Origin of the sequence: Serratia sp. BNK-12, assembly GCF_047456085.1 — a bacterium.
Taxonomy (GTDB): Bacteria; Pseudomonadota; Gammaproteobacteria; order Enterobacterales; family Enterobacteriaceae; genus Serratia; species Serratia liquefaciens.
The window spans coordinates 1992123-2011140 of sequence record NZ_CP179896.1 but is presented as its reverse complement, the minus strand read 5'-3'; the positions used below and the strand labels follow the sequence as shown (position 1 = coordinate 2011140).

18 protein-coding genes are annotated in these 19018 nt (G+C 55.6%); 6 read left to right on the top strand and 12 right to left on the bottom strand.

Features of this window, described 5'->3' with window-relative positions:
* Positions 1–250 precede the first annotated feature (250 nt).
* On the top strand, positions 251–880 hold the full coding sequence (locus ACMGG1_RS09205; RefSeq protein WP_232807797.1) for a prepilin peptidase: 630 nt from the start codon (positions 251–253) through the stop codon (positions 878–880).
* A 100-nt stretch (positions 881–980) separates the two neighbouring features.
* Complete coding sequence (locus ACMGG1_RS09200) at positions 981–1547, top strand: YbhB/YbcL family Raf kinase inhibitor-like protein (protein ID WP_020827459.1); 567 nt, start codon at positions 981–983, stop codon at positions 1545–1547.
* A 16-nt stretch (positions 1548–1563) separates the two neighbouring features.
* Here the strand turns inward: ACMGG1_RS09200 and ACMGG1_RS09195 are convergent, their stop codons facing one another.
* The 11 genes from ACMGG1_RS09195 to chaB form a co-directional block, all read right to left on the bottom strand.
* Positions 1564–3138 carry an ABC transporter substrate-binding protein gene (locus tag ACMGG1_RS09195; protein ID WP_414161314.1) on the bottom strand — a complete coding sequence of 525 codons (1575 nt, stop codon included), beginning with the start codon at positions 3136–3138 and terminating at the stop codon, positions 1564–1566.
* 134 nt (positions 3139–3272) lie between these two features.
* The gene (locus ACMGG1_RS09190; protein WP_128864756.1) at positions 3273–3944 is read right to left on the bottom strand and encodes an ABC transporter ATP-binding protein; all 672 of its coding nucleotides are present in this window, start codon (positions 3942–3944) and stop codon (positions 3273–3275) included.
* Positions 3941–4777, bottom strand: coding sequence for an ABC transporter ATP-binding protein (locus ACMGG1_RS09185; RefSeq protein ID WP_130016319.1), 837 nt, complete (start codon positions 4775–4777; stop codon positions 3941–3943). The genes ACMGG1_RS09190 and ACMGG1_RS09185 overlap by 4 nt, the downstream gene beginning before the upstream one ends.
* Positions 4767–5636, bottom strand: coding sequence for an ABC transporter permease (locus ACMGG1_RS09180; RefSeq protein WP_020827463.1), 870 nt, complete (start codon positions 5634–5636; stop codon positions 4767–4769). Before ACMGG1_RS09180 ends, ACMGG1_RS09185 begins: the two co-directional genes overlap by 11 nt.
* Positions 5633–6685 carry an ABC transporter permease gene (locus ACMGG1_RS09175; RefSeq protein ID WP_020827464.1) on the bottom strand — a complete coding sequence of 351 codons (1053 nt, stop codon included), beginning with the start codon at positions 6683–6685 and terminating at the stop codon, positions 5633–5635. The genes ACMGG1_RS09180 and ACMGG1_RS09175 overlap by 4 nt, the downstream gene beginning before the upstream one ends.
* Positions 6685–8253, bottom strand: coding sequence for an ABC transporter substrate-binding protein (locus tag ACMGG1_RS09170; RefSeq protein WP_149572757.1), 1569 nt, complete (start codon positions 8251–8253; stop codon positions 6685–6687). Before ACMGG1_RS09170 ends, ACMGG1_RS09175 begins: the two co-directional genes overlap by 1 nt.
* A gap of 388 nt (positions 8254–8641) precedes the next feature.
* Positions 8642–9427 (bottom strand): ATP-grasp domain-containing protein, encoded by a 786-nt coding sequence (locus ACMGG1_RS09165; protein WP_130016321.1) that lies wholly within the window; start codon positions 9425–9427, stop codon positions 8642–8644.
* Between the two features lie 247 nt (positions 9428–9674).
* Positions 9675–9821: a hypothetical protein gene (locus tag ACMGG1_RS09160; protein WP_414161313.1), complete on the bottom strand. Its 147-nt coding sequence runs from the start codon at positions 9819–9821 to the stop codon at positions 9675–9677.
* Between the two features lie 107 nt (positions 9822–9928).
* The gene (cbl, locus tag ACMGG1_RS09155) at positions 9929–10882 is read right to left on the bottom strand and encodes an HTH-type transcriptional regulator Cbl (protein ID WP_020827468.1); all 954 of its coding nucleotides are present in this window, start codon (positions 10880–10882) and stop codon (positions 9929–9931) included.
* A 299-nt stretch (positions 10883–11181) separates the two neighbouring features.
* Positions 11182–11877, bottom strand: coding sequence for a gamma-glutamylcyclotransferase (locus ACMGG1_RS09150; protein WP_128864758.1), 696 nt, complete (start codon positions 11875–11877; stop codon positions 11182–11184).
* A 256-nt stretch (positions 11878–12133) separates the two neighbouring features.
* A complete protein-coding gene (chaB, locus tag ACMGG1_RS09145; RefSeq protein ID WP_046373274.1) occupies positions 12134–12361 on the bottom strand; it encodes a putative cation transport regulator ChaB in 228 nt (75 codons plus the stop codon).
* A 129-nt stretch (positions 12362–12490) separates the two neighbouring features.
* On the opposite strand from chaB, the gene ACMGG1_RS09140 reads away from it, so the two are divergent.
* Positions 12491–13309, top strand: coding sequence for a siderophore-interacting protein (locus ACMGG1_RS09140; protein WP_414161312.1), 819 nt, complete (start codon positions 12491–12493; stop codon positions 13307–13309).
* A 314-nt stretch (positions 13310–13623) separates the two neighbouring features.
* On the top strand, positions 13624–14724 hold the full coding sequence (gene chaA, locus ACMGG1_RS09135) for a sodium-potassium/proton antiporter ChaA (RefSeq protein WP_020827472.1): 1101 nt from the start codon (positions 13624–13626) through the stop codon (positions 14722–14724).
* Positions 14725–14758: 34 nt separating this feature from the next.
* On the opposite strand, the gene lpxO is transcribed toward chaA, so the two are convergent.
* Positions 14759–15661 (bottom strand): lipid A hydroxylase LpxO, encoded by a 903-nt coding sequence (gene lpxO / locus ACMGG1_RS09130; protein WP_020827473.1) that lies wholly within the window; start codon positions 15659–15661, stop codon positions 14759–14761.
* A 464-nt stretch (positions 15662–16125) separates the two neighbouring features.
* Here lpxO and ACMGG1_RS09125 point away from each other — a divergent pair, with 464 nt between their 5' ends.
* The gene (locus ACMGG1_RS09125) at positions 16126–18459 is read left to right on the top strand and encodes a molybdopterin-containing oxidoreductase family protein (RefSeq protein ID WP_414161311.1); all 2334 of its coding nucleotides are present in this window, start codon (positions 16126–16128) and stop codon (positions 18457–18459) included.
* A 2-nt stretch (positions 18460–18461) separates the two neighbouring features.
* Positions 18462–19016 (top strand): 4Fe-4S dicluster domain-containing protein, encoded by a 555-nt coding sequence (locus ACMGG1_RS09120; RefSeq protein ID WP_185959390.1) that lies wholly within the window; start codon positions 18462–18464, stop codon positions 19014–19016.
* Positions 19017–19018 lie beyond the last annotated feature (2 nt).

Genomic DNA, 19018 nt, shown 5'->3' with positions numbered 1-19018 from the left:
GTTGATTATGCGCGGAAACTCTCATTTTCAATGTATTTTACCTGGCTATAAACAATGCTTTGCGAACGCCTGCGCAAAGCGCGTCATTACCTGGCACCTGCTCTGCTGTAAAACCCATTTTGCCGCTATTTTGAACGTTAATTTCAGTTCAGCAAGGATGCTTATGTTTAACGAACCGCAGGGGGACCTCTGGTTTCGCGGCCTGTTTATTATGGCCATGTTACTGTCGGCGGTCCTCGCCAGATGGCTTATGCATTCCGTGCCTCAGGACGTGGGGCAACGCCTGCCGCCGCTAAAAACCCGCACTCTGATGTTGATAGCCGCCTGCGCCGGACTGGCGGCATTGCCTTTTAGCCTATCGCCGCTACAGCGAATCAGCTTGCTGCCGGTGGCGACCCTGCTGCTCGCGCTGGCGCTTATCGACTGGCGGCACAGGCTGTTACCGGATCGCCTGACGCAACCGCTGTTATGGGCCGGACTGCTGGCCAATCAGCAAGGCTGCTTTACCTCGCTCGACGAAGCAGTGATCGGGGCCGTCGCCGGCTATCTGTCGCTATGGTGGCTTAACGCCCTTTATCGCCTTCGGCGGAAAACGGAGGGTATCGGCCAGGGCGACTTTAAATTGCTGGCGGCCCTGGGGGCCTGGAGTGGCTGGTCTGCCCTGCCGATGTTGGTGACCGGCGCAGCCACGGCAGGCTTATGCGTTGCGATTGTGGCCCAGTTACGCCGCAGCACCGGCAGAGATGCCCCGCTGCCGTTCGGCCTTTATCTGGCGCTTTCCGGCTGGTTTACCCTGCTTTCGATGGCCGACATGGATATCACGCCCTTCATCAAGGGAAATTCTCTCATTTCAGCTTATTTCACCCCCATGGCGGATTAATGCCGTGGTTGGCGCTGTTATAGCCGACTGTTGGCCAGGCTGTTATAGCGAGCCTGTCTCTGCACCACTATGCTTTATTTAACCAAACACAGGAGGCTGTATGATCGGTCGTGGTTTATCTGCTCTCGCGCTCAGCGCGGCATTACTTTCCGGTTCGCTGTCGTTCGCGGCGCAGGCTGCCGGTACCTTTACTCTCAGCTCATCGGCGTTTCAGGATGGCGGCATGCTGGCCCAGAAATATGCCGGGGCCACCCCGGGCAACGCCAGTTGCACCGGCGACAATGTTTCACCTGCTCTGAACTGGGCCAACCCGCCGGCGGGCACTACCAGCTTCGCCTTGCTGGTGTCCGATCCCGAAGGCCGTGCCGGATTGGGCGCCAGCCACTTGGTGGCCTACGGTATTCCAGCCACGGCTCAGGGTTTCGCTGAAGGCGATCTTACCCAGGGCAAAGGCTTTGTCGGCGGCAAGAACTCACCGGGTACCGCGGTGTATCACGGCCCATGCCCACCGGCAGGCTCTGGGTTGCACCACTATACCTTCGTGCTGATCGCCACCGATCTCCCGCCGCATGCGCTGGGGCCAGGGTTAACCCGCGAACAGCTGTTGGAAAAATTGCAGGGCCACGCCAAGGGCGGTGCGGGCATTATCGGTCGTTTCGGTCAATAACCGGTGCCGGGGTGGCCTACTTACTCACGCGATCCAGATACAGCATGCTGTTGGCGATATCCACATGCGCATCTTTAACATTATCGCGCAGCGCCACCAGGGTTTGCCCCTGTAAGGCCACAACGTAAGGGGAACTGGTCTGCAGTTCGCGCTGCAACGTGACGTAACGCGCGGCGCGGGTTGCAGCATCCCCCTCTGCCGCGGCTGCACGGGTTTCCGCACTCAATGTCGGGATGTTCCATTGCGTACGCCAGGCTAGGGTTTTCGGCCCATTCGGCACGTTGTAGGCGAAGGCGCTGGCGTTGGTGTTAGGATCCAGATAGTCGGCCCCCCAGTAGGTGAAGATGGCCTGGAAATCACGGCCGCGCATTTTGCCCCACAGATCGCTCTCCACTACCGGATGAATGTCCAACTGCAAACCGGCCTTGGCAAAGCTGGCCTGCAGTGCCTGGGCGATATCGGTATACGGCGGCTGATTGATGACGATCAGATCAATACGCGTTCCTTCGGCGATACCCGCGTCATGCAGAATCTGTTTGGCTTTGGCCACGTCGAGCTTAAAAGGTTGATTATCCAAGGCGCCATCCAACCCCTGCGGCAGGAATGCCTGGTGTACGCGATACTGCCCCTTCAACAGGTTGTCGGCAATCGTCTGGTAATCCACCAGCCAGCGTGCCGCCTGCCACAAGGCCGGATTACTCAAAGCCGGTACCTGCTTGCTGCCGGTATTGAACCCCAGGTAATAGACTTTGGCTGAATCACGCTGCTCGATCCTGATGCCCTTTTCGTTACGCAGCGAGTTGAACTGATCGGCCCCCAGATCGTAGGCCACGTCAGCATCCCCTTTCAGCAGCAATAAACGGCGGGTGCCGGCATCGCTGACGTTTTTCAGCAACACCGTTTTCAGCTTGGCCAGCGGTTGAGCGTAATCATTGCGGCTGAACAACAGCGCCTCGTGAGGTACATAGTTGCTGACGCGATAAGGGCCGGCACCGGCTGAGTTCGAACGCAGCCAGGCATTGCCGAAGTCCCCCTGCAGACCGTGCTGGCTGAGCAGCTTTTCATCGACTATCGACGCCACCGGCGCGGTTAACAGCCGCAGTGCCAGCCCACTGCCGATATTCGCCGACCAGCTTAGCTGCACCTGGTTATCGCCCAGTTTCTTCAACTGACTCTCGACGTTTTCCGGCGTCCAGCCGAATTCACCAAGGATAAACGACGGTGCCTTGTTCAGTTTCACCGCCCGCACCAGTGAGAAGATCACATCCTCCGGGCGTACCGGGTTGCCGGAGGCAAACCGTTGTTTGGCGTTCAGGGTAAATATCAAACTGTGGCCGTCTGCCCCCGTTTGCCAACTGCTGGCCAGTTCCGGCGCCAGCTTTTCCGGCGTGGTGCGATCCGGTGTCAGCAGGCGCTGATACAGATTGACCAGGTTGGCCGAACTGACGGTTTCAAAGCTTTCGGCAGGATCGAGACTGATGATGCCTTCCAGCGAACTGACCACCACCAGCGTGTCTTTCGGGGTGGCGGCCTGTGCGCCGAAGCTCGCCGCCAGGGCACTGAACAATAACGTTGGGATTAGCCGTTTCATTGATGCACTCTCCAGAGTCACGCGGATGCGTTATTTGGCGAGTGTAGGGGCAGCGGCTTAGCAGAAGAACGACTATAAATTGCTTTATTTATTACGCAGATGAATAAGCCCGCCGAGTGAACGGCAGGCTGATTTCAGTTCACCAACCGGCCATGCGCCATCGCCACCGAACGATCGCACATGTGGTCAATCACGTCGGCATCATGGCTGACCAGGATCATCGTCAGATCGCCCGCCTGCTTCAGCTCGTTCAGCAGGTTGAGGATTTCCGCCTGCACCGACATGTCCAGTGCCGAAGTCGGTTCATCCAGCAACAACAGCTTTGGTTTCAGCAACAGCGCGCGCACGATCGCCACCCGCTGACGTTGCCCGCCGGAAAGCTGGTGCGGATAACGGTCCAACAGCCTGGGATCCAGCCCCACCTGGCGAAAACCGGCGCTGATTTTCTGCTCGATATTGCGCTCTTTCAGCAACTTTAGGGGTTCCGCCAGCGTGCGCAGCAATCGGTGCTTGGGATGTAACGAGGCATAGGGGTCCTGGAATACCATCTGGACCTCACGCCGCAGATCACCGGTAAAAGGACGGCCCGGTTGCAAATCACGGCCGAGCAGTTGAAAACCGCCGCTCCAGCTTTCATTCAGCCCGGCCAACACCCACAGCAGCGATGACTTGCCGCAGCCGGACGGGCCAACCAGGCCGAAGCACTCGCCCGGTTCGATGTGCAGATTGACATCATGCACCACGGTGCGTATCTCATAGCCCTGGCGGTGGCTGACGCTGAGGTTTTCCAGGGTAATCAGGCTCATTTCAGTGACTCCAGCAGTGCGCGATCCAGGATCGGCAGCGTTTTGCCGTGAGTCTCGCGGCTTGGCCGACATGACCACAACGTGCGCGTGTAAGGATGGGTGGCGGAGGCCAAACGATCGGCAGGCAGTTGATCCAACAGTTCGCCCTTGTACATCACCAGCACCCGTTCGCAGTAGTGCGCCACCTGCTGTAAATCGTGACTGATCAAAATCAGGCCCATATTACGTTGCTCCACCAGATTTTCGATCAGTTGCAACACCTGATCGCGCATCTGGTGATCCAGTGCCGAAGTCGGTTCGTCGGCAATCAACAGCTGCGGATCGTTGATTAATGCGATGGCCAACATCACCCGCTGCCCCATGCCGCCGGACAGCTGATGCGGATAGCGCTGGCTCAGCGCCTGCGGATCGGGCAAGCCAACCGCCGCCAGCATGTCCAGCACCTTCTCCCGCCGCTCGGCGCGGCCCAGGCGGGTATGCAACAGCAGCGGCTCCTCCACCTGACGCCCAATCGGCTGGGTCGGATTCAGCGCGTGCTTGGGATCCTGCATCACCATGGCCACCTTGTTCCCGCGCAGCCGGTTCCACTGGCGCTCGTTCAAGCGCGTCAGATCGTCGTCGCCCAGCGTCAGACGCTGCGCCTGCAGCTGTAACGGCGGTGGCAACAGCCCCATCAGGGCGCGGGCGGTCAGGGATTTGCCGGAACCGGACTCCCCCACCAGCGCCAGCCGCTCCTGTCCCATGCTGAAAGAGATGCCTTTCACCAACGGTGGCGAGGCCGGTAACAGCACCGACAGGCGTTCGACGGTCAATAATGGGTTATCAATGTCCATGACGAGGATCCATTTTATCGCGCAGGCCATCGCCCAGCAGGTTAAAGGCCAGGCTAGCGAACAGAATAGCCCCGCCCGGTGCAGCGGCGACCCACCACTGATCAAAAATCACTTTGCTGCCCTCGGCCACCATCGAGCCCCACTCGGCGGTCGGCGGGGCCACGCCCATGCCGAGAAAGCCCAATCCCGCGGCGGAAAGAATTATCCCGCCCAAACTCAGCGCCGCACGCACCACTGCGCTTGGCAGGCACAGGGGTAAAATATGCCCCGCCATCAGCCGCAGCCCACCGATGCCCTGCATACGCGCCGCCGCCAGATAGTCACTGCGACGCAGCGCCAGCGTTTCCGCCCGGGCTTGTCGGGCAAAAGCCGGCCAACTGGTCAAGGCCAGCGCCAGTGCGCCGTTCATCAGCCCCGGCCCCAATACCGCGACAAACGCCAGCGCAATCACCAGGCTGGGCAATGACAGAAAAATATCGGTGACGCGCATCAGAATACGCTCGACCCAGCCGCCGAGATAACCGGCGCTGATGCCCACCAACAGCCCAATCGGGATGGTCAGCAGCAGGATTAACGACACCAGGATCAACGTTGGCCGTGCACCATAAATCACGCGCGATAACAGATCGCGACCAAAGCCGTCGGTCCCCAGCCAATGCCCGGAGGACGGCGGCAACAGGCGCAGTTCGATGTGTTGCAAGTTAGGGTCGAAAGGCGCCAGCCAGGGAGCCAGCAGCGCGGTCAGGATCAGCACAGCCACCAGCGTCGCCCCCAGCGTCAGCGTGGTGAGCTTGCCGCGCTGGCGGTAGCCGACCGCAGGTTCGCTCTGGGGTTCATGTTCAGAAAGATATTGGCTCATCGGGTTCGCGGGTCCACTAAATAGGTCAGCGCATCGGCCAGCGCGTTCAACACCACAAAGCAGGTGCCAATCAGCAAGGTAGCGCCAAGAATGGCCGGGGTATCGGCGGCAAACAGCGCGGTGGTCAGGTAACGCCCCACGCCCGGCCAGGCAAACACCGTTTCGGTCAGCACCGCCCCTTCCAGCAGGCTGGCATAGGACAGGGAGAGAACGGTGATCAGCGTGCCGAGCACGTTGGGAAACACGTGTCGCACCAAAATACGCGTACGGCTGGCCCCCTTGGATCGCGCCAGGGTAACGTACTCTTTATTGCACTCTTCCAGCATCGCCGCCCGCAGCAAGCGGGTGATACCCGCCATCGACAACAGCGCCAACGCCACCACCGGTAACCACAGGTGACTGATGGCGTTGTAGAACATGTCGCGATCGCCGGACAGCCAGGTGTCGATCAGCACAAATCCACTGCGCGGTTCCATGCTGTAAAGGTAGATATCGTCCAGCCGCCCCGGCCCCGCCGACCAGTGCAGCGTGGCGTAAAACAGCAGCAGCCCCAGCAGACTGAGCCAGAAAATCGGCACCGAATAGCCGATCAGCGACAGCAGGCGCGCGGCGTTATCCAGCCAACTGCCCGGTTTTATCACCGCCAAAAACGCCAGCGTAATGCCGCCGAACGCACCGAGGATAATGGCGCAGGTCGCCAGTTCCACCGTGGCCGGGAAGGTACGCAACAGATCGCTCAGCACCGGCTGCGCGGTAATGCGCGATATCCCCATATCCCCGTGCGCCAGGTGCACCAGATAGCGCCAGAACTGCACCGGCAACGGCTGATCCAGCCCCAGGTCGTGACGGACCTGTGCGTAGGTGGCCTCGCTGGCATGATCGCCGGCGATCTGCAACGTAGGATCGATCGGCGCCAGATGCGAGAGCATAAAGGTGAACAGCAGCAGCCCAAGCAGCGTCAGCGCCAATGACAGCAAGCCGGTAAGCAGCCGGCGTCCCCAACGCCAACTGTGCCGGGCGAACCCGGCGGAAGCGGTACGGCTTATCATTACTTGCTGACCTTGCTGTAGAACACCATGTCAGGGTTGATGCCCTGCTCGTAGCCTTTCAGGTTGTCACGTACCGCAATCAGGCTGCGAGCCTGCAGGCCGATGACAAACGGCGAACTCTGCTGCACGGCCTGCTGTAGCTGTTGATAATCCGCAACCCGTTTGGCGGTGTCGTTTTCCGCCGTGGCTGCCAGCGTCAGCTTGCTTAGCGCAGGGATCTGCCAGTTGGCGCGCCAGGCCAGCGTTTTGCTGCCGTCTTCCGGGTTATAGGCAAAGGCGGCGGCGTTGGTGTTCGGGTCAAAATAATCTGGCCCCCAGGAGGTCAGGGTCGCGTCATAGTTCAGGGATTTCACCTTGGTGGAAACCTGCGCGCTGAGGCCCGGCACCAGTTCCACCTTCACCCCACCCTGGGCAAAGCTGGCTTGCAAGGCCTGCGCGATATCCAGGTACGGCGGCTGATTGTTGACGTCCAGCTTGAAGCTGACGTTGGTCAGGCCGGCCTTCGCCAGGATCTCTTTGGCCTTTTGCGGGTTAAAACTGTATGGGCGATCTTTCAGTGCGCCCAGATAACCTTCCGGCAGAAACGCCTGATGGGTCTGGAACTGGCCCTTCAGCAGATCGTCAGCAATGCCTTTATAGTCGAACAACCAACGCGCGGCTTCCCAGAACGCCGGATTGCCCAGCGCCGGTGACGCCTTGGCGTTGAACTGCAGGAAATAAAGTGAGGCGTAAGGGATGGCCAACGGCTTGACGCCCGGCTTGCCTTTCAGCGCCGCCATCTGATCTGCACCCAGATTACGCGCGATATCGGCGTCGCCCTGTTCGATCAGCAACCGACGCGCGGCCGGATCCGGCACGTTCTTGATCAGGATAGTCTTCAGCGTCGGGGCGCCTTCCGGTGAACTTGGGTTGGCGTCGAGCACTACAACTTCGTGCGGTACGTAGGTGCGAATTTTATACGGGCCGCTACCTGCGGAATGGCTGTTCAGCCATTGGTGACCCAGGTCATCCCCCTGCTGATGCGACAAGGCTTCTTTGGCATCGACAATAGAAGACACCGGCGCCGAAAGCAGGCTAAGCACAAAGGCTGGGCTGACGTTTTCGCTCCAGCTTATTTTGACCCGCCTGTCATCCACCTTGGTCAGGTGCTGGTCGACGTTCTTGGCGTCCCAGCCCAACTGGGTGAGGATAAACGAGGGTTCCAGATTCAGTTTCACTACCCGCGACAGTGAGAAAATCACGTCTTCCGGGCGCAGCGGATTGCCGCTGGAAAATTTGGCATCCGGCCGCAGAGTGAAGGTCAGGCTGCGGTTATCGCTGCCCGCCTGCCATTCGCTGGCCAGCGTCGGTTTGAGTTCGATAGGATTTTTGGGATCGGATTGGATCAGCCGCTGGTAGAGGCTGTTGAACGACTGCACCGTGGTTAACTCAAAACCCTGGGCCGGATCAAAACTGACCACGTCATCGATGGACTGGGCGATCACCAACGTGTTTGCCGGGGTTGCTGCCTGTGCGTTGAAACTGGCCGCCACGGCCAAAAACACCAAAGAGGGAACGAACGCTTTCATCAAAACTCTCCAAGCGGATGGAATTTATAGTAATTTCGCGAGTGTATGTGAGAGCTCTCGGCAGGCGAAGGTACTTAAATAACTATAGATATTCTTTTTCTGTCTATAGCTGAGATTTTGATTATTAAGCAGGCGGGGGGATACCGTCAGTTGTGCAAGGACTATGGCAAAGATATTTTTTCGATGCAGGCGGTAACCACTCCTCATAAAGCGCCATCACGTTTGGCAGGCTTACTATTCTACTGACAACGTCAATCTGAGGTTGTAACAGACGACGAACCAAGAGCCTTACAGGTGTTGGCGAGCGGACATGCCCCGACAATCAGGTTGAATGAAATCACCGTCGCCACAGTATCAGTGGAGTAGATAATTATTACATTTCAATACATTAAATACCTGACAAGCAAAATGCCTCAATCAATTTTTCAGCTTCCCACTCCTTAATATCTGATACCTGCCCGTCTCCAATCTCTACCAGGCGCAATTCTCCCTGGGTATTTTCTACAATATCTATTGAATAAAACGGAGTCTCCACGCAGCGTGCAATCTCATAAACAAATTCAGGTATTTGATCGTCGGATGAAAACACCCTCCCGTTAAGTGAAAAATAGCGACGCTCAGTGTTATTAACAAATTCCTCAACGCGCCTCAGGCTAACCCCACCTTCTACACTCCCTCGAAAATGCGCAATAAGGCTGAGAATTTCTGCGACTTCCTGAGCATCCTTAGCCACAGAGCCCCGGGACGTCGTCAAGGATTTCACGTAGTCCTTAACAAAATAAGCGGGCCATTGAAGCTGGCTGACAAGACGCCCAAAATCAGCATCAGCTGTGGTTATAATAGTTTCCGGTGTATAGGCCTTACAGCGGTCATACCAACCCGTTATATAGTGATTACTGATATATTCTTCAGGGGACTCGAGCATCTTCCCTCCCCGTGCGGCCACAGCACCGTACAACTGACGATATTCATCGGCGTTCAGCATCCATCCTCGCCAGACCACGGGACTACCGGACTCAAAGGGAGCCGAAAACTGATATTTACCCATCGCTGCCGCTTCTGAGGCAAGTAACAGGCAATGTATCCCACGTTGCCGGGCACAAAGATACTCCAGTTCAAAAGTTTCATCCGGTTTGCACAAATTCGAATAATCATCAGGATAGATAATTTGCATGTATGGCCCCATAGGAATAATAAATCCAGTCAGTCTGAATCACGCTGATTTTATGGAATAAAATGGTGGTGACGCCAATGAGTAGAACATAAATTTTTCGACGAAGGCACCAGCAAATTTTCATACGGTGACATCAAGCGTGAAAGTCCGAGTGTTTTACGATCCAGACACCTGGTTTGGGGTCAGAGCCTCACCTTGTAAGGCTCAAAATGCAGAGTAGGTACTTTCCCGGTAACAAAATAATCTTTCACGCCCAGAAAGGGCCAAAGGACAAGCCATCCCTGGCGTTGATATCAATGAAAAGACGAAAGTAGCGATTGGCAGTGTCAGTAAAGGGCTCGAAAATAAAGGCCTGTACAACAGCAGAACCTCCATCAGCGATTGACTTCTGCACGCCAGACTCCTGCCCCTGTAGAACAGGTCAGCGCAAATACGTAACGTGTATCCCGCCTGCTATCTGCGCTGCTGTTTCCGTCGCCGCAATGCTCAAAGCCGCAATGCTCAAATCTGATAATCGATCACCGTTTCCAGCTGTGAAGAGAACACCTTGTCTTTGATTTCCGTCAGTGACAGCGTCGGGTTGCACAGCTGGATAAACTGCCAGGCATAGTTACGTTGTAACTGACTGCGTTTCAAACCTAACCACACGGTATTGGGCTCGAACAGGTGCTCGGCGTTAAGGCTGACCAGCCCATGATCGCGCTCTTTCTCATATGACATGTCCGCCAGTACGCCGACCCCCAACCCCAGCTCGACATAGGTTTTTATTACGTCGGAATCCTGAGCGCTTAAGGCAATGTCCGGCGTCAGCCCGGCGGCTTTGAACGCGCTATCCAGCCGCGAGCGACCGGTAATGCCCTGGCGATAGGTTATCAACGGTAAGGTACTGAGCATTTCCAGCGTCACCTGCGGTTGCCGGGTCAGTTCGTGCCCTTCCGGTACCAGGATGGTGTGATGCCAGCGGTAGTAAGGGAACGCCGCAAGAGATTCATCGCTCATCAGCCGTTCACTGGCAATGCCGATATCGGCTTCGCCCGAGGCCAGCATCGCGACGATTTCTTCCGGACTGCCCTGGTTCAGCACCACCCTTACCCGCGGGTACAGCGCACGAAACTCCTTGATGACACCCGGTAGGCTGTAGCGCGCCTGCGTATGGGTGGTCGCAATATGCAGTTGGCCGGTGTCGTTGCTGCTGAACACATCCGCCAGTCGGCGGATATTATTGGCATCGTTCAGGATGCGTTCCGCCACCACCAGCAGCTCTTTACCCGGTTCGGTCATGCCCAATAAACGCTTGCCGCGGCGGATAAATATCTCAATGCCCAGTTCTTCTTCCAGTTCCCGAATATGACGACTGACCCCAGACTGCGAGGTAAATAAAGTATTGGCCACCTCGGTCAGGTTGTAGTTGCAACGCGCCGATTCCCGAATAATTTTTAATTGTTGAAAGTTCATCCACTCCCCCTGACGAGCAATATTGTTAACACCAGTGATACGGAGTCTGGCGGGAGGGGACAAATAAGAAATAACCTTTAGTTATGCATTTTCATGCTAAGTGAATTTTTCACCATTGCAAATTAGCTGTTTTTTAATCTTAAATTATCGAATGGCTTTAAAATTAATAACATAGATATCCACTTTGAAAATGTGGATTAAATGCTTATGCAAAATAAAGTTATTAAATATAGGCATTAGATATATAAACAAAAAAGGCTCAGCAAGCTGAGCCTATCGAAAGCGTCATATGAGCGGGATCAGGCAGTTGCCTCTCCGCCGATAGGGCCGCAGGTATTTTGCTGCAGCCATTGCTGCACGTAGCTGACCAAATCGCCAATGCAGTCATCCTGCATACCGTGGTTTTTCAGCTCGTTATCCAGCGAGAACAGGTACTGGGCGTTAGTTCCCAGCGGCCCGCTGGCGCTGGCGATCAGGGGGGCTATCACCTGATGGCTGGTATCTTCTTCAAACAGCGGGTGCTGCGGGTTCATGACAAACACCAGCGCGGTCACCACTTCGCCGTCTGCCAAGGTGAGATCGCACCAGGTCGGCAAATAACAGCCGGTGACCATTTCGCGTTTCCACAGCAGTTCCAGCTCTTCGCGCAGCTTGGCTTCCGGCAGGCGAAACGCCAAACCGGTGGTATGGCCGCCTTCTTTTAACGCCAGCATCCGCCCCGGCTGGTGCAGGGTGCCGCGCCCGGCGGTAAGCCGCAAACAGAAGGCGCGGTGCCAGCCTTGCAGCGTGGCCGGCCGCACCTCTTCGGATTCAAACACCGGGTTCCACATCAGTGAACCGTAGCCGAAAACCCACACCGGGCTGTTATCCGGCCGACGGGATAAAGTACAATCCAACGAGGCCGCCCGCTGCTCTGATGTCAGTAACAGCGACTCCTCAATGGTGCCGAATGCAGTTTTGCAATCCGCATTTTGCAGAAAATCTCGCGTTAACACCTTAACAACCTCCCGGGAATAGGATTGCCCATACTCCCTCGCCACTGTTCAATCTTATTTATTAAGTGCGGAATTATATTAATACAATAATCTTCCCGCGATAATAATGACCTTATTCTTTTCTCAGTGAGCAATCAAGTTTCAAAAGAGCTTTAAAGTGAAAAAGTATTTGTACTCAGCAGCAATAATATTAATTGCCCGCGTAATAGGTTCGGATTTCATGATTTACCGGCGCACAAAGGCGCCGGGGAGCGCCTTACTTTTTGTGCCAGCGGTCGTCATCACCTTTGCGGTAGTTTTGCTTCACCGCCGCCCAGGCTACCTTGTGGGCGGTTTCCTCTCGGCTATCGTCGCCGCGCCGGTCATCCGGATCGCTATATTGATCCCAGGCGCTGTTAAAAGCTTCCTTATAGATCTCTTGCGCATGGGCCGGCAACACGTGTTTGACGTTGTCCGGCAAGGCATTTGTGCTGTTGTAGGGCATCATTTCCTCCCGCAGATATTCAGTGAACCTTAAGCTTAGATGACACCTCCGCCCGCCTCAATTAGCAAACAATTCTCATTATCACATGGCATGTTATACTCCTCGCCAAACGAACATAAGGAGAACCCCGTGACTACCGAAGCCCCACGCTCACGCGCACCCTACCTGATTGCTGTCAGCGCGATTCGCGATGTTACCCCGCACCTGCGCCGCATCACTTTCACCGCCCCGGACCTGCGTTATTACCCGGCAAACGCCGCCGCCGCGCACATCAAGGTTTTCCTGCCGCTCGAAGGCCAGACGCAGCCGGACCTGCCGACGCTGACCGAAAACGGCCCTCGCTGGGCGGCCGATGCGGTTCGTCCGATTGTCCGCACCTATTCGATTCGCGCAGTACGCCCGGAGCTGGCGGAAGTCGACATTGAATTCGCCATTCACGATCACAGCGGCCCGGCGGTTAACTTTGCGCGATCGGCCAGAGCAGGCGATAAAATCGGCATCAGTAACCCGGGCGGTCCTAAACCTATGCTGCCAGAGGCCGATTTCTACTGTCTGGCCGGCGATCCTTCCTCCTTGCCCGCGCTGGCGGCCTTGCTGGAAAGGTTACCGGCACGTAGCGAAGGCCACGCCTTTATCCGCGTCGACACTGCGGCTGACGTTATCGATCTGAAAAAACCGGCAGGCTTTGAACTGAGCTGGATTATCGGCGGCACCGAAAAAACCGCCGAGTTGGTGACGCAATTTTGCTCATTGCCGCTACCTGAGACAAAAATCCAGTATTGGCTGGCCGGGGAAGATCGTTTGGTGGTAGATCTGCGCCGTTACCTGCGCCGCGAGCGCCAATGTGACCGTAATCAGCTTTATGCCGTACCTTACTGGCGTGAGGGGTTAAACGAAGAGGGTTATCATAATAAACGGCATGAAATCATGGACAATATTGACGATTGACTGTGATTTTCCCCTTTATTAATCAAGCAGCGCAGCTACAAACTGCAATTTATGTGCCGTTAATGAAGAAAACTCATCTCACTACGTAAAAGTAAGTAAATAAAACCGCATCCAATGCGGTTTTTTTGTTAACCTAGTCACAGAAAGCAAGCTTTTGCTTTTACAAGTAAAACAACATCACATCATTCCCCGGCACAAGCCTGCGGGTGTATCCTATTATTATTAAATATAAATACATTCTGGATGCGCATAATTGCCCTTAACGGCAGTCAGCGATGACGGGACCACGCTGTTTGAGAAGGAGTACCATCGAAATGAAGTCGCAAAACGATCCTGGCCGATCCAAATCCCGCCACACTGAGTACTCGCTGCTTTTCCCCATCGCCGCCTTGGTGGTGTTGAACCTGTGGGGCAGTACCAGCAATTTCCCGCTGATCGTCGGCATTAACATCATTGCCCTGGTCGGTATTCTCAGCAGCGCGTTCAGCGTTGTGCGCCACGCCGACGTGCTGGCTCACCGTCTGGGTGAACCCTATGGCTCGCTGATCCTCAGCCTGTCGGTGGTTATTCTGGAAGTGAGCCTGATTTCTGCGTTGATGGCCACCGGCGACGCCGCACCGGCACTGATGCGCGATACGCTTTACTCCATCATTATGATTGTCAGCGCCGGTCTGGTGGGCTTCGCTTTATTGCTGGGCGGTCGCAAATTCGCCACCCAATACGTCAATCTGGGCGGTATCAAACAGTATCTGATGGCGATTTTCCCGCTGGCGGTGATCGTACTGGTGTTCCCCAGTGCGCTGCCGGGCGGCAACTTCAGCACTGGGCAGGCGCTGCTGGTCGCGGTGATTTCCGCCGCCATGTACGGCGTGTTCCTGGTGATCCAGACCAAAACCCACCAGAGCCTGTTTGTCTACGAGCACGAAGATGACGACGGTGACCCGCACCACGGCAAACCTTCTTCGCACAGCAGTGCCTGGCATGCCGGCTGGCTGGTGGTGCATTTGATTGCGGTGATCGCCGTGACCAAGTTCAACGCCAACCCGTTGGAAGGTTTGCTGACCAAGGTGAATGCTCCTGCGCAGTTTACCGGCTTCCTGGTCGCGCTGTTGATCCTGTCGCCAGAAGGCCTGGGGGCACTGCGTGCGGTGTTGAACAATCAGGTTCAACGTGCGATGAACCTGTTCTTCGGCTCGGTACTGGCGACCATTTCACTGACGGTACCGGCGGTAACCATCATCGCCACCCTGACTGGTCAAACGCTGATTTTCGGCCTGCAGACGCCGCATATCGTCGTGATGCTGACCGTGTTGCTGCTGTGCCAGCTGTCATTCTCGACCGGCAGAACCAACGTGCTGAACGGCACCGCGCACCTGGCGCTGTTTGCCGCCTATATGATGACCATTTTTGCCTGATTGCCGGAGGGCGCTTTCGTAGCGCCCTCCCTTTTTAAATCGCGAAAAAAATACCCGCCGCGATACCGCCAAACAAAATCCATTTAATGATGTAGTACCCGGTTCGGTTCCACGCCTTCAGCCGTTTCCCCACCTTGCGTACCGCATAGATATACTTGAACAACTTGTTGACGCCACCGGTACGATCGCCCTCTTCATTGGGTGCGGTAGCCGCGCTCATCAGGTTGCGCCCCAGCCAGTGGTTAATGCCCTGTGCCCAGCGGAAACGCATCGGTCGCTCAATATCGCAAAACAGAATCAACCGGTTCTGCCCACTCTGATTTTCGGCGTAATGCAGGTAGGTTTCGTCGAACATCACCGCCTCCCCGTCGCGCCAGCTGTAGCGTTCGCCATCCACCTCGATAAAGCAACGGTCATCATTCGGTGTGATCAGCCCCAGATGGTAACGCAGTGAACCGGCGTAGGGATCGCGGTGGCGTGGCAGGCGGCTGCCATCCGGCAGTTCGGCAAACATCGCAGCCTTGACCGAAGGCAGGCTGCGCAACAGTGCGGTAGTCTGCGGGCACAGGCTCATCGCCGACGGGTGGTTGTCTTCATACCACTTCAAATAGAAGCGCTTCCAGCCGGTTTTGAAGAACGAATTGAAACCGGCATCATTATATTGGTCCGAGGCTTTAATCTGCTGGATAGCCATCAGCTGCCGACCTTCATCGCGGATGCTTTGCCAGTTATCCCGCAGCGCCTGCAATTCCGGGAATTGCTCCGGCTGCAGATAGGGCGTGGTCGGTACGCGTGAAAACAGGTACATGAAAACGTTCAGCGGAGCAGTAAATGTGGAATGATCGGAGAGCTGCCGCCAGAAGGTGTAACGCACCCGCCCACGGTAATGGACATACACAACGCATAAAATAAATAGAAGTAAAATAATATATTTCATGATTGAACCGCATTGAAGATCCCAATACCTTGCACGCCCATCCGGCGTGCACCCCAGATATTTCCTTTAGGCCAATAAGTTGTTGCGCCCGTCTGGAACACCCCTAAGCATTAACGCTAAACCAACAAAAATCTATACAAAAAACCACAATAGTTTACACAAAGGCTAAACGAGCCGGCGTTATGGGCGGGAACCGCTTGCCCTCTGTCGATTTGCTGGTTGGCGCCCAAACCGATGACTGCCCGCCCTCCGGGTTAGATAAAATAGCCTTTGATATAAAAATAAGCGGGTATTTCAGGCTTGGGTTATTAACGATATCCGTTATTCACTCCAGAATAATAAATGACTAATTTGATTTTGATCAGTGTGCAGCAATTCAACCATGATTAACTCAGGGGGCCTGATTAATCCCAAGGCAAGCCATTAAACAATAATAAAAACAAATAATACGTACGGAATACATCATGAAAAATATATCTGACATCAGAATGAATCGCCGAACCTTGTTAAAAGGGCTTGGCGTGATTGGGCTGGCCAGCATATCGCCCTGCGTATTTTCCATGGCAATGGACAAGGGCAAACCCCTGCCCCGGGTGCGTCTCAAACTCAGTGACTACCAGACGTTTCGTTCAACCTGCGCGATGGAGTGTTTACATTGTAATTTAACGGCTTATGTCTATCAGGGGGAGCTCAAAAAAATAGAAGCCAGCAAAGATTTTAACGTCAAATGCTGCCTGCGCGGCATCAGCCGGACCAAATGGGTCTATCACCAACAGCGGGTTAAAACGCCTTTGCTTCGGGTGGGCGAAAAAGGTGAAGGGAAATTCAAACCCATATCCTGGGATGAGGCGCTCGATCTGGTTGAACTTAATATCCGTAATACTCTTGCCAGTCACGGTAATAAAGGCCTGTTAATTTCAAGCCATGCCGGAAATATGGATTCCATTAAAAACGACATGGGGAAAGCCTTCTTTGATTACCTCGGCGGGGCGACAAAACGCTCCGGTTCCTTATGCTGCTCTGCGGTGACCGCCGCCATGATCCCGATGCTTGGCCTGCGCTACGCAGATATGCGCGACACCATTGCCGACAGCCGCTACATTCTGTGCTGGGGCAATAATCCGGCCGTGACCATGCAGGCCTATTTCAAAGAATATATTAAGGCGCAGGAAAGAGGCGCGCGGCTGGTGGTGATCGATCCCCGCTTTAACGAAACCGCCGCCAAGGCCGATGAGTGGATCCCTATCGTTCCCGGCACCGACACCGCGTTGGCATTGGGAATGATCAAAATCATCATCGATGAACAGCGCTACGACGCTGACTTCCTGCGACGACACACCGGGGCCGTTTATCTGGTGAACCCCCAGCAAAAACAGCTCAGAGAAGATCCGCAGGACAAAGAAAGCTATCTGGTGTACGACACCCTGAGCCGCCGTCTGGTGCGCCATGACACACCCACCATCGTCCCGGCGCTCACCCAGGCCGAATTGCCTGCCGATGCGGCTTATACCACGGTATTTGAACTGATCCGTCAGGAGTCGGCTCCCTGGACCGTCGAGAAAGTGGCGGCGGAAACCGACATCCCGGCGGCCACCCTGCTCCGTTTGGCGCGTGAATATGCCAGCAATACACCTTCGATGATCGTACAGAACATGTCCGGCGCTCAGCGCACCGAATTCGGCACCTACGTGGCGGCCAGCCAGTTTTATCTGTCGCTGCTGACCGGCAATATGGGCAAAGCCGGTGGCGGAGTCTGCGACGCGGGCGGCGCCAAACAAATGATGAAGTTCAGTCCGCCGCTGCCTCCGGCACCCAACGTACAAAAAATTCCGCCGATACCGGTCGCCAAAACCGGCGAGTGGATTGTCAACGATCGCCCTCACCCGATTAACTTTTGGTGGATCATGACCATGGGCGCGCTGACCCAGTTACCCAACACCAATATGGTGAAGAAAGCCCTGAAGAAGGTGCCGTTTGTCGTCGTGGCCGATAACCTGATGAGTTCCACCACGCTGTATGCCGATCTGGTGTTGCCGGTCACCACCATCTTTGAAGATCTCAGCCTGATGGCCGGCGTTCGCAGCCACTATGTCCAACTGATGGAAAAGGCGGTAGAACCGGTGGCGGAGGCCAAACCGGATTACTGGATTTTTGCCCGGTTGGCGGAACGCTTCGGCTTCGGCGAGGTGTTTAACCAGCCGATCGAACACTATATAGAAAACTGTTTGGCCGGAACCGGCCTCACTATCGAACAGCTACGTAAAGGACCGATTAAACCAGCCCCCACGCCGTGGATCCCGTTCAAAGACGGTATTTTTCGCACTCCGACCAAAAAGGCCCACTTCTTTATCGAAGAGTGGCAGAAGAAGGATTTCCCGCCGATTGTGACCTATATGCAGGTGAAAGAGTCGCCGAAAGGTTCGCCGGAGTTGGCGAAAACATATCCATTAATGGCCGTTCAGCGCAAGCTGGCGCGCAGCATCCACTCCAGCCACGGCATGAATGAATGGATCCTCGAGGTGCAGCGCAATCAGCCCAATATCATGATCCATCCGGATGATGCCGCCAGCCGCCATATCAGGAACGGTGAATGGGCGATTGCTTTTAATCACCGTGGAGAACACCGGGCATTGGCGGTGGTAACGCGTCAAATCAAACGCGGCGTGGTATGCCTGGATAACGGCTGGTGGGAACAGCAAGGCGGCAGCAGCAGCCACGTCACCAACGACCATGCGGAAGTGCTGGGCAACGGTCATTGCTGTAACAGTACCCTGGTCGACGTCCGGGCGGAGGCATAACCATGGTCAGACAATATGGATTTTTAGTCGATATGCGCGGCTGTTATGGCTGCAAAACCTGCTCGATGGCCTGCAAATCTGAAAATGCCACCCCGGCTGGCGTGCTGTGGCGGCGGGTCAGAGAATTTCACTTTGACGCCCCGAACGCGATGGCGTTTATCTCGATGTCATGCAACCACTGCGACGATCCGCAGTGCATGAAAGTCTGCCCGGCGGATACCTACAGCAAGCGACCTGACGGCATTGTCGTGCAGGATCATGACAAATGTATTGGTTGCCGGATGTGCATTATGGCTTGCCCTTATAATGCGCCGGTATTTGATCCCGTCGAAGGAAAAACCAGTAAGTGCAATCTGTGTGCTGAACGCCTGGATGAAGGGCTGCTGCCCCGCTGCGTCGCGTCCTGCCCGGCCGGTGTGCTGCAGTTTGGCGATATTGACGAACTGCGCGCTCGCCATTCCGCTGACCTGACGCGTATCGAGACCCGCTACTCACTGCCGGATCATCGAATCAGTCAGCCCAATATCGTCATTATTCCCGCCGGTGATAAGGAATAGCC

Excerpts from the sequence above, each read along its gene's own strand:
- ACMGG1_RS09205 (WP_232807797.1), top strand. The coding sequence starts at position 251 with ATGCATTCCGTGCCTCAGGACGTGGGGCAACGCCTGCCGCCGCTAAAA.
- ACMGG1_RS09200 (WP_020827459.1), top strand. The coding sequence starts at position 981 with ATGATCGGTCGTGGTTTATCTGCTCTCGCGCTCAGCGCGGCATTACTT.
- ACMGG1_RS09195 (WP_414161314.1), bottom strand. The coding sequence starts at position 3,138 with ATGAAACGGCTAATCCCAACGTTATTGTTCAGTGCCCTGGCGGCGAGC.
- ACMGG1_RS09190 (WP_128864756.1), bottom strand. The coding sequence starts at position 3,944 with ATGAGCCTGATTACCCTGGAAAACCTCAGCGTCAGCCACCGCCAGGGC.
- ACMGG1_RS09185 (WP_130016319.1), bottom strand. The coding sequence starts at position 4,777 with ATGGACATTGATAACCCATTATTGACCGTCGAACGCCTGTCGGTGCTG.
- ACMGG1_RS09180 (WP_020827463.1), bottom strand. The coding sequence starts at position 5,636 with ATGAGCCAATATCTTTCTGAACATGAACCCCAGAGCGAACCTGCGGTC.
- ACMGG1_RS09175 (WP_020827464.1), bottom strand. The coding sequence starts at position 6,685 with ATGATAAGCCGTACCGCTTCCGCCGGGTTCGCCCGGCACAGTTGGCGT.
- ACMGG1_RS09170 (WP_149572757.1), bottom strand. The coding sequence starts at position 8,253 with ATGAAAGCGTTCGTTCCCTCTTTGGTGTTTTTGGCCGTGGCGGCCAGT.
- ACMGG1_RS09165 (WP_130016321.1), bottom strand. The coding sequence starts at position 9,427 with ATGCAAATTATCTATCCTGATGATTATTCGAATTTGTGCAAACCGGAT.
- cbl (WP_020827468.1), bottom strand. The coding sequence starts at position 10,882 with ATGAACTTTCAACAATTAAAAATTATTCGGGAATCGGCGCGTTGCAAC.
- chaB (WP_046373274.1), bottom strand. The coding sequence starts at position 12,361 with ATGCCCTACAACAGCACAAATGCCTTGCCGGACAACGTCAAACACGTG.
- chaA (WP_020827472.1), top strand. The coding sequence starts at position 13,624 with ATGAAGTCGCAAAACGATCCTGGCCGATCCAAATCCCGCCACACTGAG.
- lpxO (WP_020827473.1), bottom strand. The coding sequence starts at position 15,661 with ATGAAATATATTATTTTACTTCTATTTATTTTATGCGTTGTGTATGTC.
- ACMGG1_RS09125 (WP_414161311.1), top strand. The coding sequence starts at position 16,126 with ATGAAAAATATATCTGACATCAGAATGAATCGCCGAACCTTGTTAAAA.
- ACMGG1_RS09120 (WP_185959390.1), top strand. The coding sequence starts at position 18,462 with ATGGTCAGACAATATGGATTTTTAGTCGATATGCGCGGCTGTTATGGC.